Annotated in this window: 23 protein-coding genes and 4 pseudogenes; 18 read left to right on the plus strand and 9 right to left on the minus strand. The window is 67.8% G+C overall.

Features of this window, described 5'->3' with window-relative positions:
* Positions 1-171: 171 nt before the first annotated feature.
* On the minus strand, positions 172-519 hold the full coding sequence (locus ACIGWZ_RS09815) for a universal stress protein (RefSeq protein ID WP_400063260.1): 348 nt from the start codon (positions 517-519) through the stop codon (positions 172-174).
* On the opposite strand from ACIGWZ_RS09815, the pseudogene ACIGWZ_RS09820 reads away from it, so the two are divergent.
* Positions 476-986, plus strand: a pseudogene (locus ACIGWZ_RS09820) (MerR family transcriptional regulator); the annotation flags it as partial. The gene ACIGWZ_RS09815 and the pseudogene ACIGWZ_RS09820 sit on opposite strands and share 44 nt — an antisense overlap.
* Positions 987-1,019: 33 nt before the next feature.
* Here the strand turns inward: ACIGWZ_RS09820 and ACIGWZ_RS09825 are convergent.
* Positions 1,020-1,760, minus strand: coding sequence for a class I SAM-dependent methyltransferase (locus tag ACIGWZ_RS09825; RefSeq protein WP_400062647.1), 741 nt, complete (start codon positions 1,758-1,760; stop codon positions 1,020-1,022).
* 660 nt (positions 1,761-2,420) lie between these two features.
* On the opposite strand from ACIGWZ_RS09825, the gene ACIGWZ_RS09830 reads away from it, so the two are divergent.
* Together ACIGWZ_RS09830 and ACIGWZ_RS09835 are read left to right on the plus strand one after the other, a co-directional pair.
* Positions 2,421-3,011, plus strand: a complete 591-nt coding sequence (locus ACIGWZ_RS09830) for a TetR/AcrR family transcriptional regulator (RefSeq protein ID WP_400062648.1) — start codon at positions 2,421-2,423, stop codon at positions 3,009-3,011.
* Complete coding sequence (locus tag ACIGWZ_RS09835; protein WP_400062650.1) at positions 3,011-3,847, plus strand: alpha/beta fold hydrolase; 837 nt, start codon at positions 3,011-3,013, stop codon at positions 3,845-3,847. The genes ACIGWZ_RS09830 and ACIGWZ_RS09835 overlap by 1 nt, the downstream gene beginning before the upstream one ends.
* Positions 3,848-3,879: 32 nt before the next feature.
* On the opposite strand, the pseudogene ACIGWZ_RS09840 reads toward ACIGWZ_RS09835, so the two are convergent.
* Positions 3,880-4,266: pseudogene (locus ACIGWZ_RS09840) on the minus strand (transposase); the annotation flags it as partial.
* A gap of 37 nt (positions 4,267-4,303) precedes the next feature.
* On the opposite strand from ACIGWZ_RS09840, the pseudogene ACIGWZ_RS09845 reads away from it, so the two are divergent.
* Positions 4,304-4,748 (plus strand): annotated as a pseudogene (locus ACIGWZ_RS09845) (transposase); the annotation flags it as partial.
* Between the two features lie 56 nt (positions 4,749-4,804).
* Here the strand turns inward: ACIGWZ_RS09845 and ACIGWZ_RS09850 are convergent.
* On the minus strand, positions 4,805-5,590 hold the full coding sequence (locus ACIGWZ_RS09850) for an amidohydrolase family protein (RefSeq protein WP_400062652.1): 786 nt from the start codon (positions 5,588-5,590) through the stop codon (positions 4,805-4,807).
* Here ACIGWZ_RS09850 and ACIGWZ_RS09855 point away from each other — a divergent pair.
* On the plus strand, positions 5,567-6,052 hold the full coding sequence (locus tag ACIGWZ_RS09855) for a MerR family transcriptional regulator (protein WP_400062654.1): 486 nt from the start codon (positions 5,567-5,569) through the stop codon (positions 6,050-6,052). The two genes, ACIGWZ_RS09850 and ACIGWZ_RS09855, sit on opposite strands and share 24 nt — an antisense overlap.
* Positions 6,053-6,506: 454 nt before the next feature.
* On the opposite strand, the gene ACIGWZ_RS09860 is transcribed toward ACIGWZ_RS09855, so the two are convergent.
* Positions 6,507-7,100: a TetR/AcrR family transcriptional regulator gene (locus ACIGWZ_RS09860; protein WP_400062656.1), complete on the minus strand. Its 594-nt coding sequence runs from the start codon at positions 7,098-7,100 to the stop codon at positions 6,507-6,509.
* A 136-nt stretch (positions 7,101-7,236) separates the two neighbouring features.
* On the opposite strand from ACIGWZ_RS09860, the gene ACIGWZ_RS09865 reads away from it, so the two are divergent.
* The 5 genes from ACIGWZ_RS09865 (at position 7,237) to ACIGWZ_RS09885 (ending at position 12,091) form a co-directional block, all read left to right on the plus strand.
* Positions 7,237-7,980, plus strand: coding sequence for an SDR family NAD(P)-dependent oxidoreductase (locus tag ACIGWZ_RS09865; RefSeq protein ID WP_400062658.1), 744 nt, complete (start codon positions 7,237-7,239; stop codon positions 7,978-7,980).
* Between the two features lie 28 nt (positions 7,981-8,008).
* The gene (locus ACIGWZ_RS09870) at positions 8,009-8,323 is read left to right on the plus strand and encodes a VOC family protein (RefSeq protein ID WP_400062660.1); all 315 of its coding nucleotides are present in this window, start codon (positions 8,009-8,011) and stop codon (positions 8,321-8,323) included.
* 92 nt (positions 8,324-8,415) lie between these two features.
* Positions 8,416-9,162 carry an SDR family NAD(P)-dependent oxidoreductase gene (locus tag ACIGWZ_RS09875; protein ID WP_400062662.1) on the plus strand — a complete coding sequence of 249 codons (747 nt, stop codon included), beginning with the start codon at positions 8,416-8,418 and terminating at the stop codon, positions 9,160-9,162.
* Positions 9,163-10,040: 878 nt separating this feature from the next.
* Complete coding sequence (locus ACIGWZ_RS09880; RefSeq protein ID WP_400062664.1) at positions 10,041-10,769, plus strand: glucose 1-dehydrogenase; 729 nt, start codon at positions 10,041-10,043, stop codon at positions 10,767-10,769.
* Positions 10,770-11,104: 335 nt separating this feature from the next.
* Positions 11,105-12,091, plus strand: coding sequence for an LLM class flavin-dependent oxidoreductase (locus ACIGWZ_RS09885; protein ID WP_400062666.1), 987 nt, complete (start codon positions 11,105-11,107; stop codon positions 12,089-12,091).
* 567 nt (positions 12,092-12,658) lie between these two features.
* Here ACIGWZ_RS09885 and ACIGWZ_RS09890 read toward each other — a convergent pair.
* Positions 12,659-12,858, minus strand: a pseudogene (locus tag ACIGWZ_RS09890) (transposase); the annotation flags it as partial.
* Positions 12,859-12,974: 116 nt separating this feature from the next.
* Between ACIGWZ_RS09890 and ACIGWZ_RS09895 the strand changes: the two are divergent.
* From ACIGWZ_RS09895 to ACIGWZ_RS09930, 8 genes are all read left to right on the plus strand, one after another.
* The gene (locus tag ACIGWZ_RS09895) at positions 12,975-13,289 is read left to right on the plus strand and encodes a gas vesicle protein (protein ID WP_400062668.1); all 315 of its coding nucleotides are present in this window, start codon (positions 12,975-12,977) and stop codon (positions 13,287-13,289) included.
* 36 nt (positions 13,290-13,325) lie between these two features.
* Positions 13,326-13,796, plus strand: a complete 471-nt coding sequence (gene gvpJ / locus ACIGWZ_RS09900) for a gas vesicle protein GvpJ (RefSeq protein WP_400062670.1) — start codon at positions 13,326-13,328, stop codon at positions 13,794-13,796.
* 3 nt (positions 13,797-13,799) lie between these two features.
* Positions 13,800-14,546, plus strand: coding sequence for a GvpL/GvpF family gas vesicle protein (locus tag ACIGWZ_RS09905; RefSeq protein ID WP_400062671.1), 747 nt, complete (start codon positions 13,800-13,802; stop codon positions 14,544-14,546).
* A gap of 1 nt (position 14,547) precedes the next feature.
* Complete coding sequence (locus ACIGWZ_RS09910) at positions 14,548-14,772, plus strand: gas vesicle protein GvpG (RefSeq protein WP_393547316.1); 225 nt, start codon at positions 14,548-14,550, stop codon at positions 14,770-14,772.
* Between the two features lie 366 nt (positions 14,773-15,138).
* Positions 15,139-15,498, plus strand: coding sequence for a gas vesicle protein (locus ACIGWZ_RS09915; RefSeq protein WP_400063262.1), 360 nt, complete (start codon positions 15,139-15,141; stop codon positions 15,496-15,498).
* Between the two features lie 20 nt (positions 15,499-15,518).
* Positions 15,519-16,346 carry a GvpL/GvpF family gas vesicle protein gene (locus ACIGWZ_RS09920; RefSeq protein WP_400063264.1) on the plus strand — a complete coding sequence of 276 codons (828 nt, stop codon included), beginning with the start codon at positions 15,519-15,521 and terminating at the stop codon, positions 16,344-16,346.
* A 3-nt stretch (positions 16,347-16,349) separates the two neighbouring features.
* Entirely contained in the window at positions 16,350-16,586 is a 237-nt protein-coding gene (locus ACIGWZ_RS09925) for a gas vesicle protein (RefSeq protein WP_400062673.1), read from the plus strand.
* Entirely contained in the window at positions 16,562-16,879 is a 318-nt protein-coding gene (locus tag ACIGWZ_RS09930; protein WP_400062675.1) for a gas vesicle protein K, read from the plus strand. The genes ACIGWZ_RS09925 and ACIGWZ_RS09930 overlap by 25 nt, the downstream gene beginning before the upstream one ends.
* Positions 16,880-17,116: 237 nt before the next feature.
* On the opposite strand, the gene ACIGWZ_RS09935 is transcribed toward ACIGWZ_RS09930, so the two are convergent.
* The 3 genes from ACIGWZ_RS09935 to ACIGWZ_RS09945 form a co-directional block, all read right to left on the minus strand.
* Positions 17,117-17,860, minus strand: a complete 744-nt coding sequence (locus ACIGWZ_RS09935; RefSeq protein WP_400062677.1) for a hemolysin III family protein — start codon at positions 17,858-17,860, stop codon at positions 17,117-17,119.
* A 369-nt stretch (positions 17,861-18,229) separates the two neighbouring features.
* Positions 18,230-19,315: an AI-2E family transporter gene (locus tag ACIGWZ_RS09940; RefSeq protein ID WP_400062679.1), complete on the minus strand. Its 1,086-nt coding sequence runs from the start codon at positions 19,313-19,315 to the stop codon at positions 18,230-18,232.
* Positions 19,316-19,526: 211 nt separating this feature from the next.
* Complete coding sequence (locus tag ACIGWZ_RS09945) at positions 19,527-19,976, minus strand: hypothetical protein (protein ID WP_400062681.1); 450 nt, start codon at positions 19,974-19,976, stop codon at positions 19,527-19,529.
* Between the last annotated feature and the right edge of the window lie 182 nt (positions 19,977-20,158).

Consider the following 20,158-nt stretch of genomic DNA (forward strand, 5'->3'; position numbering starts at 1 on the left):
TGCGGCGATCGTCACGTGGCTCTGCGCCTTCGTTCAAGAGCCCTCAGCACAAACACCGTTGCCGTACTCATACTCCAGCAGCGTTTTGGTATCGGTGCTGGAGTGCTGACCCGCCTCGGCCGCCCGGCAGGCGGCGCGTCGCATGAGTGGAACTCCGGTCCCTCGAAGCGATCACGGGACCACGGTGACCGGCCACCGGGCCGCCTTGACCAAGCGCACCGCGAGCGAGCCGATGAAGCGGTGACCTGCATGTTCGGAGGCCCCGACGACCACGGCGTCGGCCTTCAGCTCGTCGGCCACCCGCACGAGGCCGCCGAACGCGTCGCCCTCGACGGTGTGGAACTCCCACCGCACCCGGAAGACGTTGCCCAGGCGCTCGGCACCCTCCCGTACCTGCGTGACGATGTCCTCGGCGATCTGGGAGGTGGTCTCCACCATCGCCGCGGACAGGCCGGGCGCCATCGCCATCGCGGTTCCCGGGGTCGGCGCGGCGCACGCCGAAGCACTGGCAGCGCGGATCCGCGTCCTGCGCCTGCGGCGCGCGGTGCTGACGGGGGTGGCCGAGCGCGGGTCCACACCTGAGGAGACGGAACTCATGCACCGGCTGGCCCAGCCTTCCGAGGACGAACGCCGACGTCTGATCGGCGATTTCCTCGACGCCGTCTTCGGCGGTCCTGACGCCGCCCCGCATGCGCGGGGGCATGCGCTCGATGACCCCCGAGTTGCCCGACAACCCGGAGGCGGAGCAGGTCCAAGCGTGGGTGGAGTCGGCCGAAATATCTCTGGACCCTGATTTCCGCGCCATGGTGCGACGGGTGGCCGAGGACCAAGCAGCCGAGCAGGCCCGAAGCGACATGATGGGCCCGCGACGCGACATTGCCGCAGCCGTCCGTGACCAGGCCGGCCCGGTCCTGATCGCCGGCGTCGACCCGGCCTCGCCCCAGGCCGATCCGATCGTCGCTGCGTTCACGGCGCACTACGCGCACTGGGGATGCTTTCACGTCTCGGCGCGGCGGAACTTACGGTTTGTGGGTTACCCAGAGCAGTTCCGCCGGCCAGCGGTGTGCCCAGTCGGGTGGGTCGGTTTCGTTGTAGCCGTTGGGTGTTCCGAGTTCGGGTCGCGGCTCGATGAGGTCGTCGATGATGAGACCCGCGCCGCGCAGGACCTTGACCCAGCCGCCGTAGGTGAGCTGATAGCTGGTCGCGCCGTCGTCTTCGGCGATGGTGTTCAGTCCGAAGTAGTCCTGCTGCAGCGTCGTGGTCACGCGGCTGGCGGCTTCGTCGTAGCACGCTTCGAACCATGGGCTGGCGACGTTGAACACCAGGCGACCGCCTCGGCCCAGGACGCGTGCGGCCTGCGGGACGGCCAGGTGCGGGGGCGCCCAGCTGAGCCCACCGAAGTCGCAGAACACCAGGTCGAAGCTGTTGGCGGCGAAGGGGAGTTGTTCGGCGGCGCCTTGCACCAGCGGGTAGCGGGCCGCTCCCATCGCGCGGTTCGCTGCGGCGAGTTGGGCTTCGGACAGGTCGAGTCCGACCACGGTGGCGCCTTCGGCGGCGAGCGCCCTGGACCACTGGCCGGCGCCGCAGCCGAGTTCGAGGACGCGCTTGCCGGTGACGTCGCCCAGGGCGTGCAGGTGCGCGTCGGGGATGGAGTACATGCCCCACAGCCGGGGTGTGGCGCCGATTTGCGGGTCGTGCTTGTGCTGGTAGGCGCTGCTGATCTGGTTCCAGAGCCGCCGGTTGGCGGGGATGCTGTCCACGTGCCGACTCCAGCACTGCCTGCCGGGGGCGGTCAACACGATTAAGGCACTGGCCGGCCCTCGCCTCGGTCCGGCCCTGGCCCGGCCCATGATCCGCCGGACGAGCCCTGGCCCATCCACCCCGCAACAGCCCCTCCCGTTCCGCTTTCCGAGGCGACCCTCCCCCCGCGGCCCCACTCCGACATCGCAGTCAGCGTTGTGGCCATCGTCGCGGCGCCTTCCGTGAGGCGGGTCAGGAGGGTGCGGGAGAGGTCGACCTCTGTCGGGGAGTAGCCGACTGCCGCGGTGACGTAGGCCGCCAACTCGTGGTCGCCGTCGGATGATTCCACGCGCACCGTCATCACCGCCGGGGCCCCTCCACCCGGCCGTGGCCCATCGACAGGCCAGCTCCTTCACCGTTTCCAGGGCCAGGTCCTTGACCACGCCGACCTGCCGCTTCAGGGACTTCACCGGGGACGTCCGCCACCGTCAGGGCGTTCACGTCCTCTCCGGGGCACGCGTGGCCAGTTCTGATCCCCTGCTTGCGGTCACCCAGCGGGAAGCTCTCTGGCTGCGATACACGACGTGACGCCGAGCGGCGACGAGACTCACCGCCTCCCGTTTGCCATCCCTAGGACCCCTAGGTTATACCTAGGGCCACTAGGAATACGGGGAGGGTGTATGGCGCGGGCCGGGCTGACGGCGGAGCGGGTGACGAGTGCGGGCGCCGAGCTGGCGGACGAGGTCGGGCTCGACCGGGTGACCATGTCGCAGGTGGCGCGGCGACTCGGCGTGAAAGATGCGAGCCTCTACTCGCACGTCCGCAGTCTGGAGGATCTGCGCGGACGGATCGCGCTGCTGGCGGCGGACGAGAAGACCATCCGTATCGCCGAGGCGACCGCCGGGCGGTCGGGCAAGGACGCTCTGGTCGCGTTTGCCAACGCCTGGCGGGAGTACGCCCGCCAGCACCCGGGCCGCTACATGGCGACGCAGACCCCGATCCAGATCGACCCTGAGCTGGCCGCAAGAGCGCCCGGACCACGGCGCGCGGTCGAGCTGACCTACGGCATGCTGCGCGGCTACGGACTGGCCGAGCCCGATCTGACCGACGCGGTCCGGTTGCTGCGCAGCACGTTCCACGGGTTCGTCGCCTTGGAGGCGGCGGGCGGGTTCGCGCACGAGCGTGCGCCGCAGCACTCCTGGGTCCGCGCCCTCGATGCCCTGCACACCCTCCTGGAGCACTGGCCCCCGTCCCGAGAAGGAGACTCCTGATGACCGCCCCGACCCTCGGCAGCCTGCGCGTGAACGGCGCAACCCTGCACTACGAAGTGCGCGGCCAGGGCCCGCTCCTACTGCTGATCCCCGGAGGAGCGGGCGACGCGGCCTCCTACGACGGCGTCGCCGACGACCTGGCCGCCGCATACACGGTCGCGACCTACGACCCGCGCGGCATGTCCCGCAGCACGCTGGACGACCCCGAGGCCGAGCAGCACGTGGCCGAGCACGCCGACGACGCGTTCCGCATACTGGAGCTGCTGTCGCCGGGTGAGCCTGCCGCGGTGTTCGGCGCCAGCTCGGGCGCGATCACCGCCCTGCACCTGCTCACCGTCCATCCCGAACGCGTCGAACGCGTCGTGGCGCACGAGCCTCCGGTAGTGGAGGTCCTGCCGGATGCCTCCGCACATCGCGCGCTCATCGCGCGCGTGCAGGAGACGTTCCGCACCCAGGGGCTCATGCCGGCGATGGCCGTGTTCGCCGCGGGTCTGAAGAAGGACGGCGACACCACCGAACCGAAGGCCGAGCTCAAGCTTCCGCCGCAAGCAGCGGCGCGGGCCGAGCGGACGATGGCCAACCTCCCGTACTTCGTCGGGCGCATCGTGCCCAGCTTCATGTCCTACGCCCCGGACATCCACCGGCTGGAGGCGCTGTCGGACCGGCTCGTGCTCGCCTGCGGTCACGACTCACGCGGCGAGCTGCCCTACCGTCCGGCCGCTCTCCTGGCCGAGCGTCTCGGCACGGAACTCCTGCACTTCCCCGGCGGACACACCGGCCTGACCACGCACCCCGCCGAGTTCGGCGAACTCCTTCGGAAGGCATTCCTCGCCTGAGACCGTGTTCTACGTGGTGAGGCGGACAAGTTGCCCCGGTCCACGGGGCTCGGACCTGTGTGTTCGCCCCCCTTTTTAGCCCTGACGTGGGCGGTGTCGAGGACGACACGGGTGGCATCGATGAGGCCGCCGTCGTCGAGCCGGTGCAGTACCCCCTCGTGCAGGCGGCCCCAGACTCCTGCTCGCGACCAGATCAGAAACCGGCGGTGGGCGGTCGACTCCGATATCCCGAAGCAGGGCGGCAGTTGGCGCCAGGCGCATTCGCTGACCAGGACGTAGATGATGGCCGCGAACAGCGTCTCATCGGGGGTGTCCCGCGTTCCACCGCCTTGCGGCCGCGCCCTCGACGGAGGGACCCGCGGCTTGGCGATCTCCCACAGCCCGTCCGGAACAATCCAACTCCACGTACCCCGCCCCAGACCGAACCAACGACCGCCTCACCACGTAGGACTTCCCCAGGCGATCGCCGATACGACCTGCTCGGCCACCACGATGCGCAACCGTCGCGTTGAGTGGATCCGACTTGGCGTCTTTGCGAAGCTCAAACAGCTCGCGTGGGAGTGCCACGACAGGCCTGGGACCGCCGCCGGAGGAGATCACCGTGCACCTGGACGCCGGCTATGACTCGGACAAGACCCGTGTCCTGCTCGACGAACGCGGCCTCCGCTGCCGCATTGCACACAAGGGTGAGCAGGCGCCGATACAGACCAGTCAGAGGTGGCATGTCGAACGCACCCACGCCTGGCAGAACGCCTGCCACCGCCTCGCCCGCTGCTACGAGCGTCGGGGCACTGTCATCGACGCCTTCTTCGACCTGGCCGACGCCATCATCACCGCGCGTAGCCTGATCCGTCGGGCATGGACGACCCACCGTTGGGACGAACGCCCGAACCGCCGCCCATCAGCACCCTTATCTGCGCCACCTCATTCCTCGTACGGTCGGAGCCATGCGTGCGGTCAGAGACCGAGCAGCTCCGCGAGGGTGCCGCCGAGGACGCGATCGCGGAGCGCACCCGGCCGAGTCACTCGTTCGACGGTGGCGCGGGCGAGAACCGGGTCGCCGTAGGGTGCGTCCGAACCGAACAGTGTGCGGTCGGGCACCTCGTTGATGGCCAGTCGCACCGCGAAGATGATGTTCGCTGTCGACAGTTCCAGGTACATGTTCGGGGTTTCCCGGGCCAGCTCGATGGCCGTCAGCCAGTTCATTCCGCCGAGTTGGCTGATCACCAGGGGGACAGTGGGGTGACGGCGCGCGAGACCGGCCAGAGTCGCCAGGTCAGCCGCTGTGGTCGGCGCGAACCCGTGGACGACGACCGGCAGCCCGCCGTGATCGGCGGCTGCCTGCAGAACCGGCTCGATCTGGCCGGCCCTTTCAGGTGGCGGGGTCAGCTCACCAATGCCCCGAAAGCCCCGGCCAACGACCTCCCGCTCGACGTCCGCCGCGATCTGCTGGGCCGGTAGGTCCAGGCGTACCTTGCCGAAGCCGATGAAGCGCTCGGGGTATGCCGCGCACGCCGAGTCGAGTTCCCGCCACGCGGCCTGGTAACTGTCCGGACCATTCGACCGTCCGCTGACCGTCTCGTCCAGCACACTCATCTCGCGCCGGAACGAGGCCAGGTCGGTGGCCCGCTCGGGATGCGGCCGGGTGCCGAACAGCACGGCGCGGTCGACTCCTGCCTCGTCCAGCAATGCGATGTGGCTGTGCACGGGATCGTGGACATGGCTGTGCGCGTCGATAATCAACGAATTCTCCTGGTCATGAACGGTGACAGCGGCGGAATACGGCCGCTGGCCTCAGTGTTGAACGTTGGCACCATGGCAAGGTCAAGCCGAGTGGAGAAACGAGGGGCGATGCTGATCGGGCAACTGGCCAAACGCACCGGGACCAGCGAGCGCCTGCTCCGGTACTACGAACGCGTCGGCCTGCTCACCGCGAACCGTCAGCCCAACGGATACCGCGACTACGATGACGCCACTGAGCAGACGGTCAGGCAGATCCGCGCCCTGCTGGCGGCCGGGCTGTCCACCAACCTGATCCGGCAAGTGCTGCCCTGTGGCAATGCGGACGGCTCGCTGCGTCCGTGCCCAGGAGTGCTGGAAAAGCTCCGAGTCCAGCTCGCCCACCTGGACCAGCGCGCGAACGAGTTGGCGCAAGCTCGGCAGACCCTGCGACAGGCGATCGCGACCACCGAACAGATCGAGTAACCACGGCCAACGCACCCGCGGCCTGAGCCGGCTACCCGGGCAGCAGCGCCGAAAATCGGCCCCACAACGGGTCGATCAGCGAATGGTGGCGGCACAGACGCAGGTACCCGGTGACCACAGGGTGTCGCAACTCCATGATCACCAAGACCTGTGCTTGTTTCCGTACCGTAGACGAGACGGAGCTGCCGCGCTTCGTCCAACGCCGCTTCACAAGCGGCTACTGGCCGACGCCGTTCAAGCCAACGCCGCCTCTGGCGGACGGCCCTGAGGAAGTGCGCCGCCGCGCCGGTGGTACCGGATGCCCATCGAGACACGTTCGCTATTTCCCATGGGGAAGTCCATGAACCTCCCCATGGGAATTATCGTGACCGTTCCACACCACGGGAGGGCCAGTCCGACTCCCGTCCCCTGGCTCGAGGTTTGGTGAGCGCGGTCGCCGCGGGGTGATTCCGTCTCAGTCTGGGATGGCGGCGTCGACCAGGGCGGCGGCTACGGTGCGGGCCGCTGTTTCGGCGCTGGGGTCGCGGTCCAGCCAGGCGCTGATCCCGGCGCCGTCGTAGAGCAGTACCAGTTGGTGGGCGAGTGACTTCGCATCCTTGGCGCCTGCCTGCTGGGCGAGGCCGAAGAACAGCTCATGCAGCCAGGTGCGGTAGCCCTGTGCGGCTTGCTCGACGACGCCGCCGGGTGGGGCATCGGCACTCGCGCTGATGAACGCACAGCCACGGAATCCCGGCTCGGTGAACGACAGCCCCTGCACCTCGAACGCGCCGACCAGGCGCTCCTTCGGGGTGTCGTAACGGGTCTCGAGTTCGTGTGCCATGCGCTCGGCGGTCGCGGCGTGCCGTGCCTGCAGGTAGGCGCGGACCAGGCCGTCCTTGCTGCCGAACGCGCTGTACAGCGTGGCTTTCGCGACTCCGGCGTGCTCGATGACTCGGTCGATCCCGACCGACTGGACACCCTCGGCGTAGAACAGCTCGTTGGCGGCGGCCAGCAGTCGCGCCCGCGCTGCCGCGCTGCGTGCCTTCGGTGACAGCACCCTCTCAGACATACACGCATAGTAGCAGACAGGTCTGTCTGTCTTGAATTGATTGCGGGTTCCTCTTGACATATCCAGACAGGTCTGTCTAGATTGAACCTGTTACCAGACAGACCAGTCTGGATAGCAAATCTGGAAGGTGCATCCCATGTCTGTGGAGCACAAGAACCTCGACCTGCACCCCATTACCGCCCTGGTCACCGGGGCTACGTCCGGCATCGGCCGGGCAGTCGCCAAGCGGCTCGCTGCCGATGGAATGTCCGTCGTTGTGTCCGGCCGCAACGCTCAGCGAGGCGCCGAGACCGTCGACGAGATCACCGCGGCCGGCGGCCATGCCCGGTTCGTCGAGTCGGACCTTGAGGACCCGGCCGGCATCGACCGGCTCGCCGGCGAGGTCGGCGAGATCGACGTCCTGGTCAACAACGCCGGGCAAGCCATCTGGGCACCGACCGAGGAGATGAAGGTCTCCGAGTACGACGCGATGTTCGCCAGCAATGTCCGCGCGCCGTTCTTCCTCGTCGCCGCGTTCGCTCCGGCGATGGCGGCGAAGGGGTCGGGCAGCGTGATCAACATCGGCAGCATGGCCGGCAGCCTCGGCCTGGCCACCGGCGCCGCGTACGGCGCGACCAAGGCCGCGTTGGCATCACTGACGCGGGGCTGGACCGCTGAGTACAGCGGCCGCGGCGTTCGCTTCAACACCGTCGCCCCCGGCCCGGTCTACACCCGGCCCGAGGCCCGCGGCCTGTTCGACGCGCTCGCCGAGACCACCGCGATGAAGCGCGCTGCCGAGCCCGAAGAGATCGCCGAGGTCGTCGCCTTCCTCGTCTCGCCGAAGGCCGGCTACGTCACCGGCGCGACCGTTGCCGTCGACGGCGGCCGCACCGCCATCTGAACCTGTCTGCCCCGAGAGGCACACGCTCATGAGCGACACCGTGTACGGACTCGGCGTCGACGCCGCTGGCGCTGGCGCTGAGAAATTCGCGCACTTCCGGGCCGAGGCACTCGGGCGGGAAGTCGCCTCAGGCGAGGCCCGAATTCGCCACACTCGGCCCGGAGAGGCCACTTCAGCCGCGATCCGGTTCCACCTCGACCTCATCAGCCCCACCGTCGAGGCCGAGTCTCAGCGGCTGATCGCGCTCGGTGCGTGCCAGATCCGCCACGTCGCCCAGGGCTCTGCCCGCTGGGCAACGCTCGCCGACCCCGAAGGCAACGAGTTCGCCCTCGTCGCCGGCTGAGACACGAAATGCGGCCAAGGAGTGCGCACCCGAGTCCGAGCGCACGCGTCCGCGACCAGGTCGCCCGGCAGCACAGAAGCACAGGAGTTGAAATGAACCAGCCCGTTATTCTGATCACCGGAGCGCTCAGCGGCATCGGCCGCGCCGCCGCCGTCGCCTTCGCCAAGAAGGGCGCGAAGGTGGTCGTTGCCGGTCGACGCGATGAGGCAGGCAAGGCGCTCGCCGAGGAGCTGCGCTCTTTCGGCTCCGAGGCCGAGTTCATCAACGCGGACGTCCGCAAGGAGGATGACCTCCGCGCTCTGGTCGACGAGACCGTCGCACTGTTCGGCCGTCTCGATGTCGCGGTGAACAATGCCGGCACCGAAGGCAAGGTCGGCCCGATCACGGACCAGACCGCGGAAAGCTATGCCGCGACGTTCGACACGAATGTTCTCGGCGTGATCCTGAGCATGAAGCACGAAGCGCGCGTCATGCAGGGACAGGGCAGCGGCACCATCATCAACATCTCCTCGACCTACGGGCACGAGGGTGCGGCGGGAGCCTCCCTCTATGTCGGCAGCAAGCATGCCGTCGAAGGCATCACCAAGTCCGTGGCGCTCGAGCTCGCCAAGTCCGGCATCCGCGTGAACGGCGTGGCGCCTGGTCCTACGGACACTGGCATGCTGACCCGTTTTACCGGCATACCGGAGAACAAAGCGGCTCTGGTGGCGGATGTTCCGTTGGGGCGCCTCGGCCTCCCGAAGGAGCTTGCCGACGCGATCGTTTTCCTTGCATCGAACGAAGCCTCATTCATCACCGGGCATATCCTCAACGTCGACGGCGGTCACACCGCCAACTGACCTTGCCAGGCAAGGATGTTCGCGTCCGCTTCGACCCGGTTGGTTGACCCGATCGTGAGGGGAACAGCTCCGAACAGGTCGATCGGCCTACCTCGTGCTGTGACCGCGGTGGTTCGCCGGGGTGGCGGTCGTGGCGGTTGACCCGGTGAACCTATGCGGTCACGGCACTAGCCATTACTTCGCGCCGAGGAGGCGTACGGCAATGCTGCGATCCACACACGACATGGTTTTGCCCCAGTTCGTGGAAGCCGGCGGGGTCCAGTACGCCTACCGGCGCTCGTTGAGCCCAACGGCACCCCGCTGGTGTTCTTCCAGCACTTCATGGGAAATCTCGACGACCACGACTCAGCTTTGACTGATGCCTTCGCCCGGGAGCGGGAAGTAGACCTACGGCATTTGAGTGGTCACCCACCCGCACCGGCAGGCGCAGCTGCGCACTCCAACCGGGTCACGAGAGTGGGCCACGGGGATGAATGACCGAGTCAATGGGTTTCCCGAACCCACGTCGTGAGCTGCGTGTGATACGACGACAGTCCAGCGCCGTGCGCAGAGCACTGGCTCGACTGGCTTTGCGTCACAGAACCGCGCCACTGGCCGAATTCCGTTCACCTGGGGAGTAATTCACTCGCTGGATCGGTTCTCCCTTAGCTTTGAGCCATCGGGAATCGGTCATCGGTCATCGGTCATCGCGATCCGTGAGCATGGGACCACCTGAGGTGCTCTCAGGGCCCAAAGGCTGTCCCATGGTGCTTTAATTCCGCCTTGGGCGTGGGCATATCTACTCGATCCGATCTCCCCGAACTAAGATGTTCGCGAGGCATCCGGAATGAACTCGAACCATCCGCCAGTCAGGATTGAGCATGTCGGGAGTAGCGACTATGGGCAAGCTGCAGGGAAAGGTGGCGGTCATCACCGGCGGCACCGCGGGGATCGGACTGGCCACCGCAAGGCTCTTCGTCAGAGAGGGCGCCTATGTCTTCATCACGGGCCGCCGCCAGAAAGAACTCGATGAAAGCGTGAAGGCAATCGGTGGCAACGTATCCGGCGTTCAGGGTGACGTCGCCGAACTGGCCGACCTCGACCGCCTCTATGAGACCGTCAGAGCGAAGGGGCGAATCGATATCGTTTTCGCCAACGCAGGGCTGGGTGAGTTCGCTTCACTGGAAGATGTCACGGAAGAGCATTTCGACAAAATCTTCAACATCAATGTGAAGGGGGCACTCTTCACGGTACAAAAGTCCCTGCCGCTATTGAATGATGGCGCCTCTGTCATTCTTGCGGGCTCCGTTGCGAGCGTCAAGGGAACCCCCGCGTTCTCGGTCTACGGTGCGAGCAAGGCCGCCGTCCGAAACTTCGTCCGAGGATGGACGGTGGAGCTGAAGGATCGCCGTATCCGGTGCAACGTCCTCAGCCCTGGCCCGATCGAAACTCCGCTTGTGGCGGAGCAACCTCAAGATGCCATCGCGAAGATTGCATCCACCATTCCGATGGGCCGCATGGGGAAGCCCGACGAAGTCGCCAAGGCGGCGCTCTTCCTGGCCTCGGATGACTCCAGCTTCGTCACGGGGATCGAACTGTTCATTGATGGCGGCAGAGCGCAGATCTAATTCCGCAACGGCGCATCCGGCCGTGTCGTTCAGTTCGCGGGGCCCGTCGCGACCACATGCCGGCGTAGAGCTTCGGATTCAGGCCCGCTCCCCAAGACAGGGATACAGACGAGACGAGTGCCTGTCGAGCCGCGCCGGTGACCGCCATCGGCGGGCCGTTCGAGATCATCGATCGTGAAGTGCCACGGCCGGTCCCGACCACGTACGGGTTGCCGTGGTCGTCCGCGGAATCTGCCACGGCCCCACAGCGTTTTCGTGACCGCCAAGTTCCCGCCCAGCTCCCAGGGGTGAGCCTGGGAGGTGGGGATTTCCTTTCTCTCCAAGGAGGCTGACCGATGGACGTGTCCTGCCAGTTCGCCACGTCTCTGCACTCTCCCGAACACATCGCCACCGCTGAACAGTTGGGCTACCATCGCGCCTGGCTCCACGACACCCCCGCCCAAAGCCCCGACGTCTGGGCGATGCTTGCGCTGGCCGCCGAACGCACCCGCCGCATCGGCCTCGCCCCCGGTGTCCTCGTCCCGACGCTGCGCCATCCGATGGTCAACGCCTCCGGCGCCGCCACCCTCGCCGCTCTCGCACCCGGCCGAGTGGCCCTCGCCTTCGGTACCGGTTTCAACGGCACGCGCGCCCTCGGCGCACCCCCGGCCTCCTGGTCGTACCTCAGCGCATACGTCCGGACGGTACGCGGTCTACTGCGCGGTGACACCGTGGAATGGGACGGCGCCCCCATGCGCATGATGCACCCCGGTACGAACGCACCGCAGCGCCCCATCGACATCCCTGTGCTGGTCTCCGCTCTCGGCCCCAAAGGGCTTGCCCTCACCCACGAGATCGCTGACGGTCTGTTCACCGTCAACGGCGAAACTGCCCATGCCCACGAGTTCACCTGGGCCGCCCTGGGCATCCACGGCACCGTCCTGGGCGAGGAGGAACCACTCGACTCTCCCCGTGTCCGCGCCGCCGCCGGCCCCGGCAATGCACTGGCCTACCACGCTGCCTACGAATTCGGCGGCGACCCCACCACCCTGCCCGGCGGAAAAGCCTGGCTCGACGCCATCACCGCTCGCCCCCGCACCGAACGTCACCTCGCCGTACACGATCAGCACCTCACCGACCTCAACGCAGCCGACACCGCCGCCTGGAACGCCGGAAGCTGGCAGGCAATCACCTCCACCACCGTCACCGGACCCCCCGACCGCATCCGAGACCAGCTCAGCGCCTACGCACGAGACGGCATCACCGAAATCGTCTACCAGCCCTCCGGCCCCGATATCCCCGGCGAGCTCGAACACTTCATGGCCATCGCCCGTGACGTGTAAGCCTCGATTCACCGAGTAGGTGTCTGTCCGCGAGCCGGACATGAAGACGCGGATGCCCTCTGGGCTAGGCCCTCGCTTGCGCGTCGCGCTCCTTGGCCGGGTGCTTCAGATCGGTCCGGCGCCCCGGAGTGATCCGAGCCCAACGACCGGGCCGACGGACGGGATGCGGTACTTGTGGAGGTCCTCGTGCGGCGAACGGTGCTCCGTCGATGACGCCGTTGGTGAGGTCGGCCAGGAGTTGGCGGAATTCGGGGCGCAGGACGATCCAGTCGATGGAGCCATCGGGCTTGATGACCCTGCGCTTCTTGAAGGCCGAGGTGTCGTTCTCCCGGTAGACCTTGGCGAGCGGTCCCCAGCGCAGGCGGGCCCGGGAGTCCTCGGCGTCTTCGAGCTGACGGTCGACGCCGGCTTCGAGGCCGACGCGAAAGTGGTATCGGCCGGGCTAACCTCCACCGGCCGCCTTGTCGTCATCCCCGGACCGGAGGAGGCACGATGACCGACGCCGCCGACCTGCTCGCCGCGCACCCGCCCACCACGATGGACCGGCTGGAGTTCCTGCGCGCCCGCTTCGACGCGGGCCTCGCCTGGGTCGAGAACGACATGATGGAGCCGGGCCCAGACCCGGTCTCGGCTCCACTGGGCGAACGCCGGTAGACCGTCTGCCGGCACGGACCGAACACTGGAGGCAGCTGCCTCCAAGTGCAGCCCGACGTGGCGACGAACACGATCGCCACCAGAGCGTCGCGGTCACCTGCCCGACGCCGGCCTCAGGCGGAGACTGCGCTGGCGAACCTGATGGGTCGCGACAGGTCCGTATGCAGGACGGGACGCCGTTCGGCCCTGCTCAGGATGCGATGGTCACGGTGGCGATAACACTTGATACATGGCAGAGCGATCGCGGACACGGACTTCGTCGACGGCCACCCGAAAGCAGAAGGCGCCTGCGATGGGGCCTGCGGCCGCGGCGCGTGGTGCGGCCGAGTTGTTGCAAAGCCTGATCAGCCATCGTGCCGAGGGGGTATCGGCCGTCCGGCGCAGCGAGGATGGCTGGTGTGTCGAGGTGGAGGTCCTCGAGCTGGCACGCGTTCCTGACACCACGAGCCTGCTCGCCACCTACGAGGTGAAGCTCGACGAGCAGGGCGAGCTGCTCGAATACTTCCGTACCCGTCGCTATCGCCGAGGCTCGGCCGACGAGTGAGCGCACGGTCCTCACGCGATGAAAGGACGTCACTAGATGGCCGCCACGAGCACTTATTCCGGCTTTGCCGGTGAGGTAGTCCCGTGCCCTCCCAGAGCCGGCACGTTGTACGACGTGCTGGAGCTCATCCTGGACCGGGGCATGGTCATCGACGTGTTCATCCGCGTGTCGCTGGTCGGGATCGAGATCCTCAAGATCGATGCCCGCATCGTCGTCGCCAGCGTCGACACCTATCTGCGTTTCGCTGAAGCGTGCAATCGACTGGACCTGGAGCGGGACTCGGGAAGTGTCACCGTTCCCGAGCTGTTCAGCGGCCAAGCCGCAAAGAGCATCGGGAAGAGCAAGGTCAAGAAGGCGGCCAAATCCGTCGGCGACACCGTTCGCACCGCGGTGGGAGCGGGCGACGATTCGGATGAGGAGTCCGAGGAGGAAGCGCAGCCGAAACGCCGGCGCGCCCCCGCCCGGTCCGGAGCGGCTTCCCGCCGGCGTAGCTCCGGGGAGGACTGACCGGTGACGGACGACGGCGTCTACGTCTACGGGATTGTCCGTGCGGCGCATCCGGTGCCCACGGTTCTGCACGGTGTGGGTAACCCGCCGGGGGCGGTGACGATGATCGTTGAAGGGAAGGTTGCCGCGGTCGTCAGCCCCGCCCCACCGCAGTTGCGCGCCCGCCGCCGTGACCTTCTGGCACACCAGGAGCTGCTGCTGACGCTGGCCGAGCAGGGGCCGCTTCTCCCCATGCGGTTCGGTATGGTCGCGTCCGACGCGACGGCCGTTCGCCGGCAACTGACGGATGCCGAGGATCGCCATCTGGCCGTCCTGGACTGGGTCGCGGACCGGGTCGAGATCAACGTCAAGGCGATGCCGGCCAAGGATTCCCTCGCGGCCGTCGTCAAGGATGACCGCGCCGTCCGCGAGCTGCGCGAGGCGGTGCGCCGCCGGCCGAGCTACGAGGCGAACGTCCGCCTGGGGTCGGCCGTGGCGGCGGCGCTGTCGCGCCGGGCCGCCGAAGCGGGGCGCGACGCCGCACAGGAGCTGCGCCGTGCGGCTCATGCGATCGCTGCCGGGCCAGAGGTCTCCGGGTGCGTGATGAACGTATCGTTCCTGGTCAGCCGGGGTGACTGCGTCCGCTTCGCCGAGGAGGTGCAGCGGCTGGCCCAGCGCCATCGCGACCGGGTGGAGCTGAAGGTTGCCGGCCCTCTCCCGTGCTACAGCTTCCTTGAGCCCGAGCGCGTCGCCGAACGGATCGGGGCATGACATGGGGCTGATCAGCGGACTGCTCACCCTGCCGCTCGCCCCCGTGCGGGGCGTGACCTGGGTCGCCGGCCAGCTCGCTGAGGCCGCCGATCGTGAGCTCCACGATCCGGCACTGATCCGCGTCCGGCTCGCCGCCCTGAACCAGGAGTACGAGAACGGTCATCTCTCCACCGAGGCATTCGAACGCGAAGAAGACCGGCTGCTCGACCTGTTGCACGGGTGCTGACCTGGTACGTGCGACGACGCGGCGTCGGGTGGGCTGTTCGGGCTGTTCGGGCTGTTTCGGGTGTGACCTGCCCAGTGCGCGATAAGTGCCGCTCGATCCCCGTCGCTGGGCGTTCCGCCACCCTCCTCGACGCCGAGGAGGAGGGCTGGCGTGGTGAATTTCGCGTGAGCGGGGCCGTGCATAGGAGGGAGAAGCTCACCCGAGGACGAAGATGACGACGACGAGACGACGACGGAGATGACGAGGGTGAAGACGGCGAGGTACGGAGGCGATACGGAGTATGAGGCGGACGGCGGTGGAGGGGCCAAGGCCGACAGGGGAACGCGACGCCGGTAGAAACGAGGGACGGGAGGAATGGGCGACTACATGACAGATGTTGATTACCGGCAAGGCTTCTCTCCCGCGTCCGGTCCCAGTACGGCCAACCTTGCCGACATTCTCGAACGCGTTCTCGACAAGGGCATTGTCATCGCCGGGGATATCAAGATTGATCTCCTCGATATCGAGCTGCTCACCATCCGCTTGAGGTTGTTCGTCGCTTCAGTCGATACCGCAAGGAAAGCCGGGATCGACTGGTGGGAGACCGATCCAGCACTCAGTTCGAAGGCGGCCCGCAGTGAACTGCGTGACGAGAACCGCCGGCTGCGCGAACGCGTGGAAGCCCTCGAGTCCGATAGTGAAGAGGCGTCGGCAGCCCCTCGAAAGAAAAGCAGGGCGGAGGCATGACGACGCATGTGCCCAGCGGTATGACACGCCCCGCGACCGCGGGGTCGTCCAACGGTTCGAGGGCCGAGACCGCCGTCTATGTCTTCGCCGTGTGCCGCCGACTCGACCCCGCGGCCCTGACCGGACTTCCTGGGCTCGCCGACGGCCGCCAGGTGCGTGCTCTGCCGTTCGGTTCGCTCACGGCGGTCGTCCAGGACGTACCGGCCGCTGAGTTCACGGAAGAGGCGTGGCATCGGCGGCTCGGTGACCGCCAAGAACTGGAGCGCTGCGCACGAGCCCACCATGAGGTGGTCACCGCGGCGGCCTCCTGCGGGCCGACGGCGCCCCTCGCGCTGGCCACCCTCTACCACGGCGAAGAACGCGCGAAAGAAGTCCTCGGCCAGGATGCGGACCGCTTCGGCGCGGCGCTGGACCGCATCGAAGGCCAGGCCGAGTGGGGGGTGAAGGTCTACTTGTCGGCTACGCCCACCGAGCCTTGCGGCGGCGGACCCGCCGCGTCTCCCCGGAACGAGTCCGGTGCGGGCATCGGTGCCGGCCGGGCCTACCTGCAACGGAAGCGCGGGCTGCACCAGGCGCGAGAGCAGCATCACGACCGCACGCTGCGGATCGCCGAGGACGTCGATGCCGCGCTGTCCGGTCTGGCGACGGCTTCCCGCCGGCTCGGCCTGCACAGCCAGGAGGCGACGGGGGAGCGGCATCGGCTGCAGATCCTCAACGCCACTTACCTGGTCGCGGCCACGATGGACGAAGAACTCAGGACCGCGGTGGAGGATCTGCGACGTCGCACGGGAGCGCACATCGAGATGTCCGGGCCGTGGGTGCCGTACTCCTTCGTCGGCGAGGTGTGAGCCGTGCCGGCGTCGTCCCATGAGCCTGTTCCCTGGGAGACACCGGGCCCCCTTACCGGTCCCGTCGGTGTCCCACTGGTGGACCTGCTGGACCGCGTTCTGGCCACAGGCGTCGTGGTCAGTGGCGACCTTGTCATCGCCATCGCCGAGGTTCCTTTGGTACGTCTCTCACTCCATGCGCTGTTGTCTTCGGTCAATGAGCGTGTCCCGGCCCCATGGTCGGACGGAGGCCCCTTGTGACGGACAAGGGCGCACGAGCGGAGAGCCGCTTCGATATCGACCGCGATGAAATGGGCCGCGATCTGGTCGCTTTGGTTCTGACCATCGTGGAACTGCTACGGCAGTTGATGGAACGACAGGCGATCCGGCGGGTGGACCAGGGCGACCTGAGTGACGAACAGGTGGACCGGATCGGGGAGACACTCATGCGCCTCGAAGAGCGGATGACCGAACTCTGCGATCAGCACGGCCTCCGGCTGGAGGATCTGAACCTCGACCTCGGGCCGCTGGGCTCGTTGCTGCCCCGCGCCTGACGCTGCGCTCTCCGGGCACAGCGGCGCGGCGCTCCCGTCCTGCGGATCGACGAGCCCTTTTGCGGTCTGTGGTGACCGTCCGGTGCAGGTGAAGCGGCGTCGCTCGGTCCCGCCGGTGGCCTGGCGATCGCCGTCTGACTTTCGTCGCCTGAGCGATCCGGATTCGTTGGAGTTGTGGCTTGGTGAGCGGTGCGTTCCCTGCTCTGTGTCACATCGGTTGCGAACGGCTGCTGACGGTCAGCGGACCGCAACGAGGACGGCAGCGTAGTGGGCGGCGAAGGCGGTGACGGTGAAGGCGTGGAAGACCTCGTGGAAGCCGAACCAGCGGGGAGAAGGGTCGGGGTGCTTGAGTGCGTAAGCCACTGCGCCGACGCTGTACAGAAGACCTCCGGTGACAACAAGGATCACTACGGTCGCTCCGCCAGTGCGCGCGAAATCGGGCAGGTAGAAGACTGCCGCCCAGCCCAGCACGATGTAGCAGAGGACGTAGAGCCAGCGTGGGGCGCCGATCCAGACGATGCGGAAGACGATGCCGGCCAGGGCGCCGGTCCACACCCACCAGAGCAGGACCGAGCACTGTTGGGACGGCAGAAGCAGCACAGTCAGGGGGGTGTATGTGCCGGCGATCATCAAGAAGATGTTGGTGTGGTCCAGACGGCGCAAGATGGCCTCGCCGCGCCGTCCCCACTCTCTGCGGTGGTAGAGCGCACTGGTGCCGAAAAGCAACCAGGAGGAGATCGAGAAGACCCCGCACGCGAGGGTGGCCTGCGGTGAGCGGGCGAGGCGGATGAGGACGATGCCGGCGACGAGCGACGCGGGGAATATGCCTGCGTGTAGCCATCCACGCAGCTTCGGTTTGAGCGATTCCAAAGCGTCGGCAGCCTGCTCCACCGCAGCTCCGGCAGAGGCGCGCGGGGGGACGGCTGGAGAGGGTGAAGAACCCCGCCCCTGCTCACGCTCCAGGGGGTCTTCGGCGGTCATGCGGCCATGCTAGGAACCCGATGGCCGTGGCAGTCGGAGGCGCGGGCATGCGCACACCAGGAAACATGAACACGGCGTCATCGGGCTGTTCCTACTCCCGTGAGCGCCAACGAACCATCGGCTGAGTGGATTGTCGCACCCGCACGTCACCCGGCACGTACGTCATGCCGACGGCGGCGGTCTCTCTGCCAGATGACCACAGCGGGCCCCTCCCGCTCCCCTGAAGGCACCGCGTCGGCATGGGCGTATACATATGTGCCGGCGTACGGCACACCCACCCGTGGACGGCGCTAAGCCCCGAGGGCGACAAACGCCATGACGGGCGCTGCGCGTCCCGGCCGCCGGAGGGGGAGTGGAGCACGGGAAGCGTCACGCTAATGAACCGGCGGCTGGGGCGCGGAGGGCCTGGATCACGGACCAGGCGACCGAGGCCATGGGTACGGCCACGACCGCGCCGATGACCCCCGCGACGATGCTGCCGGCGATGACGCAGAGGGCGACGACGAGCGGGTGGAGCCGCACCGCCCAGCTCAACACGAGCGGGTGCAGCACATGACCTTCGAGCTGGCCGATGACGACGATGAGCGACAGTACGACCAGGGCGATGAGCGGGCCGCGACCCGCCAGAGCCACCATGGTGGCCACCGCCAGCGCGATGGGTGAGCCGATCAGCGGGATGAAGGCGGCGACGAACTCCAGCAGGGCCAGTGGCAGGGCCAGCGGCACCCGCAGCACGAACAGCGCGAGTCCGACGAGTAGGGCGTTGGTGCCGGCCACGATGATGATGCCGCGGGTGTAGCCGGCGAAGGTGTGCCATGCCGCGTGCCCGGCGACGCGCCACCGGGAACGGGCGGCTTCCGGCAGCTGTGCGCAGGTCCAGAGCCACAGTCGTTCGCCGGAGTGGATGAAGAAAACCGAGCAGAAGAGCGCCAGCACACCCCCAGTGACCAACTCGATGACCCGGCCGGCTCCGCTGAGCGCGCCGCTGATCAGGGTGGAGCGGTGCGAGGCCAGGAAGGAGGCGAACTTTCCCTGCAGATCTGCCAGCGCGGTATGGCTGACGTGCAACGGGGGGCCTTCCAACCATCGCTTGATCCGGTTGAAGCCCCCGCCGAACTCTCCCACGAGCCGTTCCCACTCCCCAGCCACCGCGTTGCCCACCAGCGCCAGCAGAGCCAACAGCACCACGATGCTGCCCAGCACGGATACCACCACTGCTACCGCTCGCGGCAATCGGCGGGCCATCAGGTCGGTCAGGGGGCGCAGCACCGAGGCGATCACCAGGGCGACGAACAACGCGACTGCGACGAGCTGGAAGCGGCCCAGCACCCTAAACGCCCCGTACACCGCTACCCCGACTGCCAGCAGTCGCCACGCATATGCGGCGGCCATCCGTAGTCCGGAGGGGACCGATGCGCCGACGACGTGCGCCCGGGCGCAGCGTACGGCGGACATTGACCGGCCTCGGCCTGCCGCCCCCGCGGGACGGCTGCCCAGAACCACGGGCCGTGGACGGCGATGCCCCGGCCCCCGCCTGCTGGGCCGCTGTGCGGGGCGGCCATACCTGTTGCTCACCTGGGCACTTCCTCCCGCGTCCCAGTGCGGTACGCGCTGCTGGGGAGACGCCCCGCCTCGGGCAGATCTACGTGAGTTATCGAATGATCATTTATCCCTGAACGTATGGAGGAAAACCACCGCCATCCGTATGCCATGCACGAACCTGTCCACGCGCGTGGACAGCGACAAGCGGCGGCCTGATCACGCGGAGGGCGGAGATCGCCACCGCCACCGCCACCGAGAAGGTCATCGCCGAGCGCGGCATCGAAGGGCTGACCCACCGCGCGGTCGCCGAGCAGGCCGCCCTCCAGCGAGCCGTCGACCGCTCCAGGCGCTCGTACGCGACGAACAGCGCCAGCGCCGGCACCGGGGCCGCCATCATCACGTACGTCCAGACCGGCCGGCCCAGCTCGCGCCTCTGGATCGGCGGCAGGACGAGGAAGAGCAGGCCGAGGACGGACAGCGGCATGCCGGGCACATCGAGCCCGGCCGCGTGCCCGGCCGCGTGTCCGGCCCCGGACTCGCGGATCGGCATCGAGCCGTCGATCACACCGAGCACGCCCAGAGGCAGGCTGACCAGCCGCCTGCCGCGACCACGAGACCGTCCACTTTGCGTCCGCGCCCTCGACGACCACATGTGCACCGTCGACCTCTCCGCGGACGCCCCCCTGCACATCGCCGTAAGAATTCGCACCCTGGGGCGCGGAGCCATCCTGCCTGGTGCCTCGAACTCGCCCCGCA

The sequence above is a fragment of the Streptomyces sp. NPDC053427 genome, assembly GCF_044544985.1.
In the GTDB taxonomy this organism is placed as follows: Bacteria; Actinomycetota; Actinomycetes; order Streptomycetales; family Streptomycetaceae; genus Streptomyces.

What these genes read in the sequence shown, in the direction of transcription:
- ACIGWZ_RS09870 (WP_400062660.1), top strand. Translation starts at nt 8,009, where the DNA reads ATGAGCGACACCGTGTACGGACTCGGCGTCGACGCCGCTGGCGCTGGC.
- gvpJ (WP_400062670.1), top strand. Translation starts at nt 13,326, where the DNA reads ATGGCCGCCACGAGCACTTATTCCGGCTTTGCCGGTGAGGTAGTCCCG.
- ACIGWZ_RS09930 (WP_400062675.1), top strand. Translation starts at nt 16,562, where the DNA reads ATGGTCGGACGGAGGCCCCTTGTGACGGACAAGGGCGCACGAGCGGAG.
- ACIGWZ_RS09885 (WP_400062666.1), top strand. Translation starts at nt 11,105, where the DNA reads ATGGACGTGTCCTGCCAGTTCGCCACGTCTCTGCACTCTCCCGAACAC.
- ACIGWZ_RS09940 (WP_400062679.1), bottom strand. Translation starts at nt 19,315, where the DNA reads ATGTCCGCCGTACGCTGCGCCCGGGCGCACGTCGTCGGCGCATCGGTC.
- ACIGWZ_RS09865 (WP_400062658.1), top strand. Translation starts at nt 7,237, where the DNA reads ATGTCTGTGGAGCACAAGAACCTCGACCTGCACCCCATTACCGCCCTG.
- ACIGWZ_RS09895 (WP_400062668.1), top strand. Translation starts at nt 12,975, where the DNA reads ATGGCAGAGCGATCGCGGACACGGACTTCGTCGACGGCCACCCGAAAG.
- ACIGWZ_RS09835 (WP_400062650.1), top strand. Translation starts at nt 3,011, where the DNA reads ATGACCGCCCCGACCCTCGGCAGCCTGCGCGTGAACGGCGCAACCCTG.
- ACIGWZ_RS09920 (WP_400063264.1), top strand. Translation starts at nt 15,519, where the DNA reads ATGACACGCCCCGCGACCGCGGGGTCGTCCAACGGTTCGAGGGCCGAG.
- ACIGWZ_RS09860 (WP_400062656.1), bottom strand. Translation starts at nt 7,100, where the DNA reads ATGTCTGAGAGGGTGCTGTCACCGAAGGCACGCAGCGCGGCAGCGCGG.
- ACIGWZ_RS09935 (WP_400062677.1), bottom strand. Translation starts at nt 17,860, where the DNA reads ATGACCGCCGAAGACCCCCTGGAGCGTGAGCAGGGGCGGGGTTCTTCA.
- ACIGWZ_RS09830 (WP_400062648.1), top strand. Translation starts at nt 2,421, where the DNA reads ATGGCGCGGGCCGGGCTGACGGCGGAGCGGGTGACGAGTGCGGGCGCC.
- ACIGWZ_RS09875 (WP_400062662.1), top strand. Translation starts at nt 8,416, where the DNA reads ATGAACCAGCCCGTTATTCTGATCACCGGAGCGCTCAGCGGCATCGGC.
- ACIGWZ_RS09855 (WP_400062654.1), top strand. Translation starts at nt 5,567, where the DNA reads ATGGCTGTGCGCGTCGATAATCAACGAATTCTCCTGGTCATGAACGGT.
- ACIGWZ_RS09880 (WP_400062664.1), top strand. Translation starts at nt 10,041, where the DNA reads ATGGGCAAGCTGCAGGGAAAGGTGGCGGTCATCACCGGCGGCACCGCG.
- ACIGWZ_RS09915 (WP_400063262.1), top strand. Translation starts at nt 15,139, where the DNA reads ATGACAGATGTTGATTACCGGCAAGGCTTCTCTCCCGCGTCCGGTCCC.
- ACIGWZ_RS09910 (WP_393547316.1), top strand. Translation starts at nt 14,548, where the DNA reads ATGGGGCTGATCAGCGGACTGCTCACCCTGCCGCTCGCCCCCGTGCGG.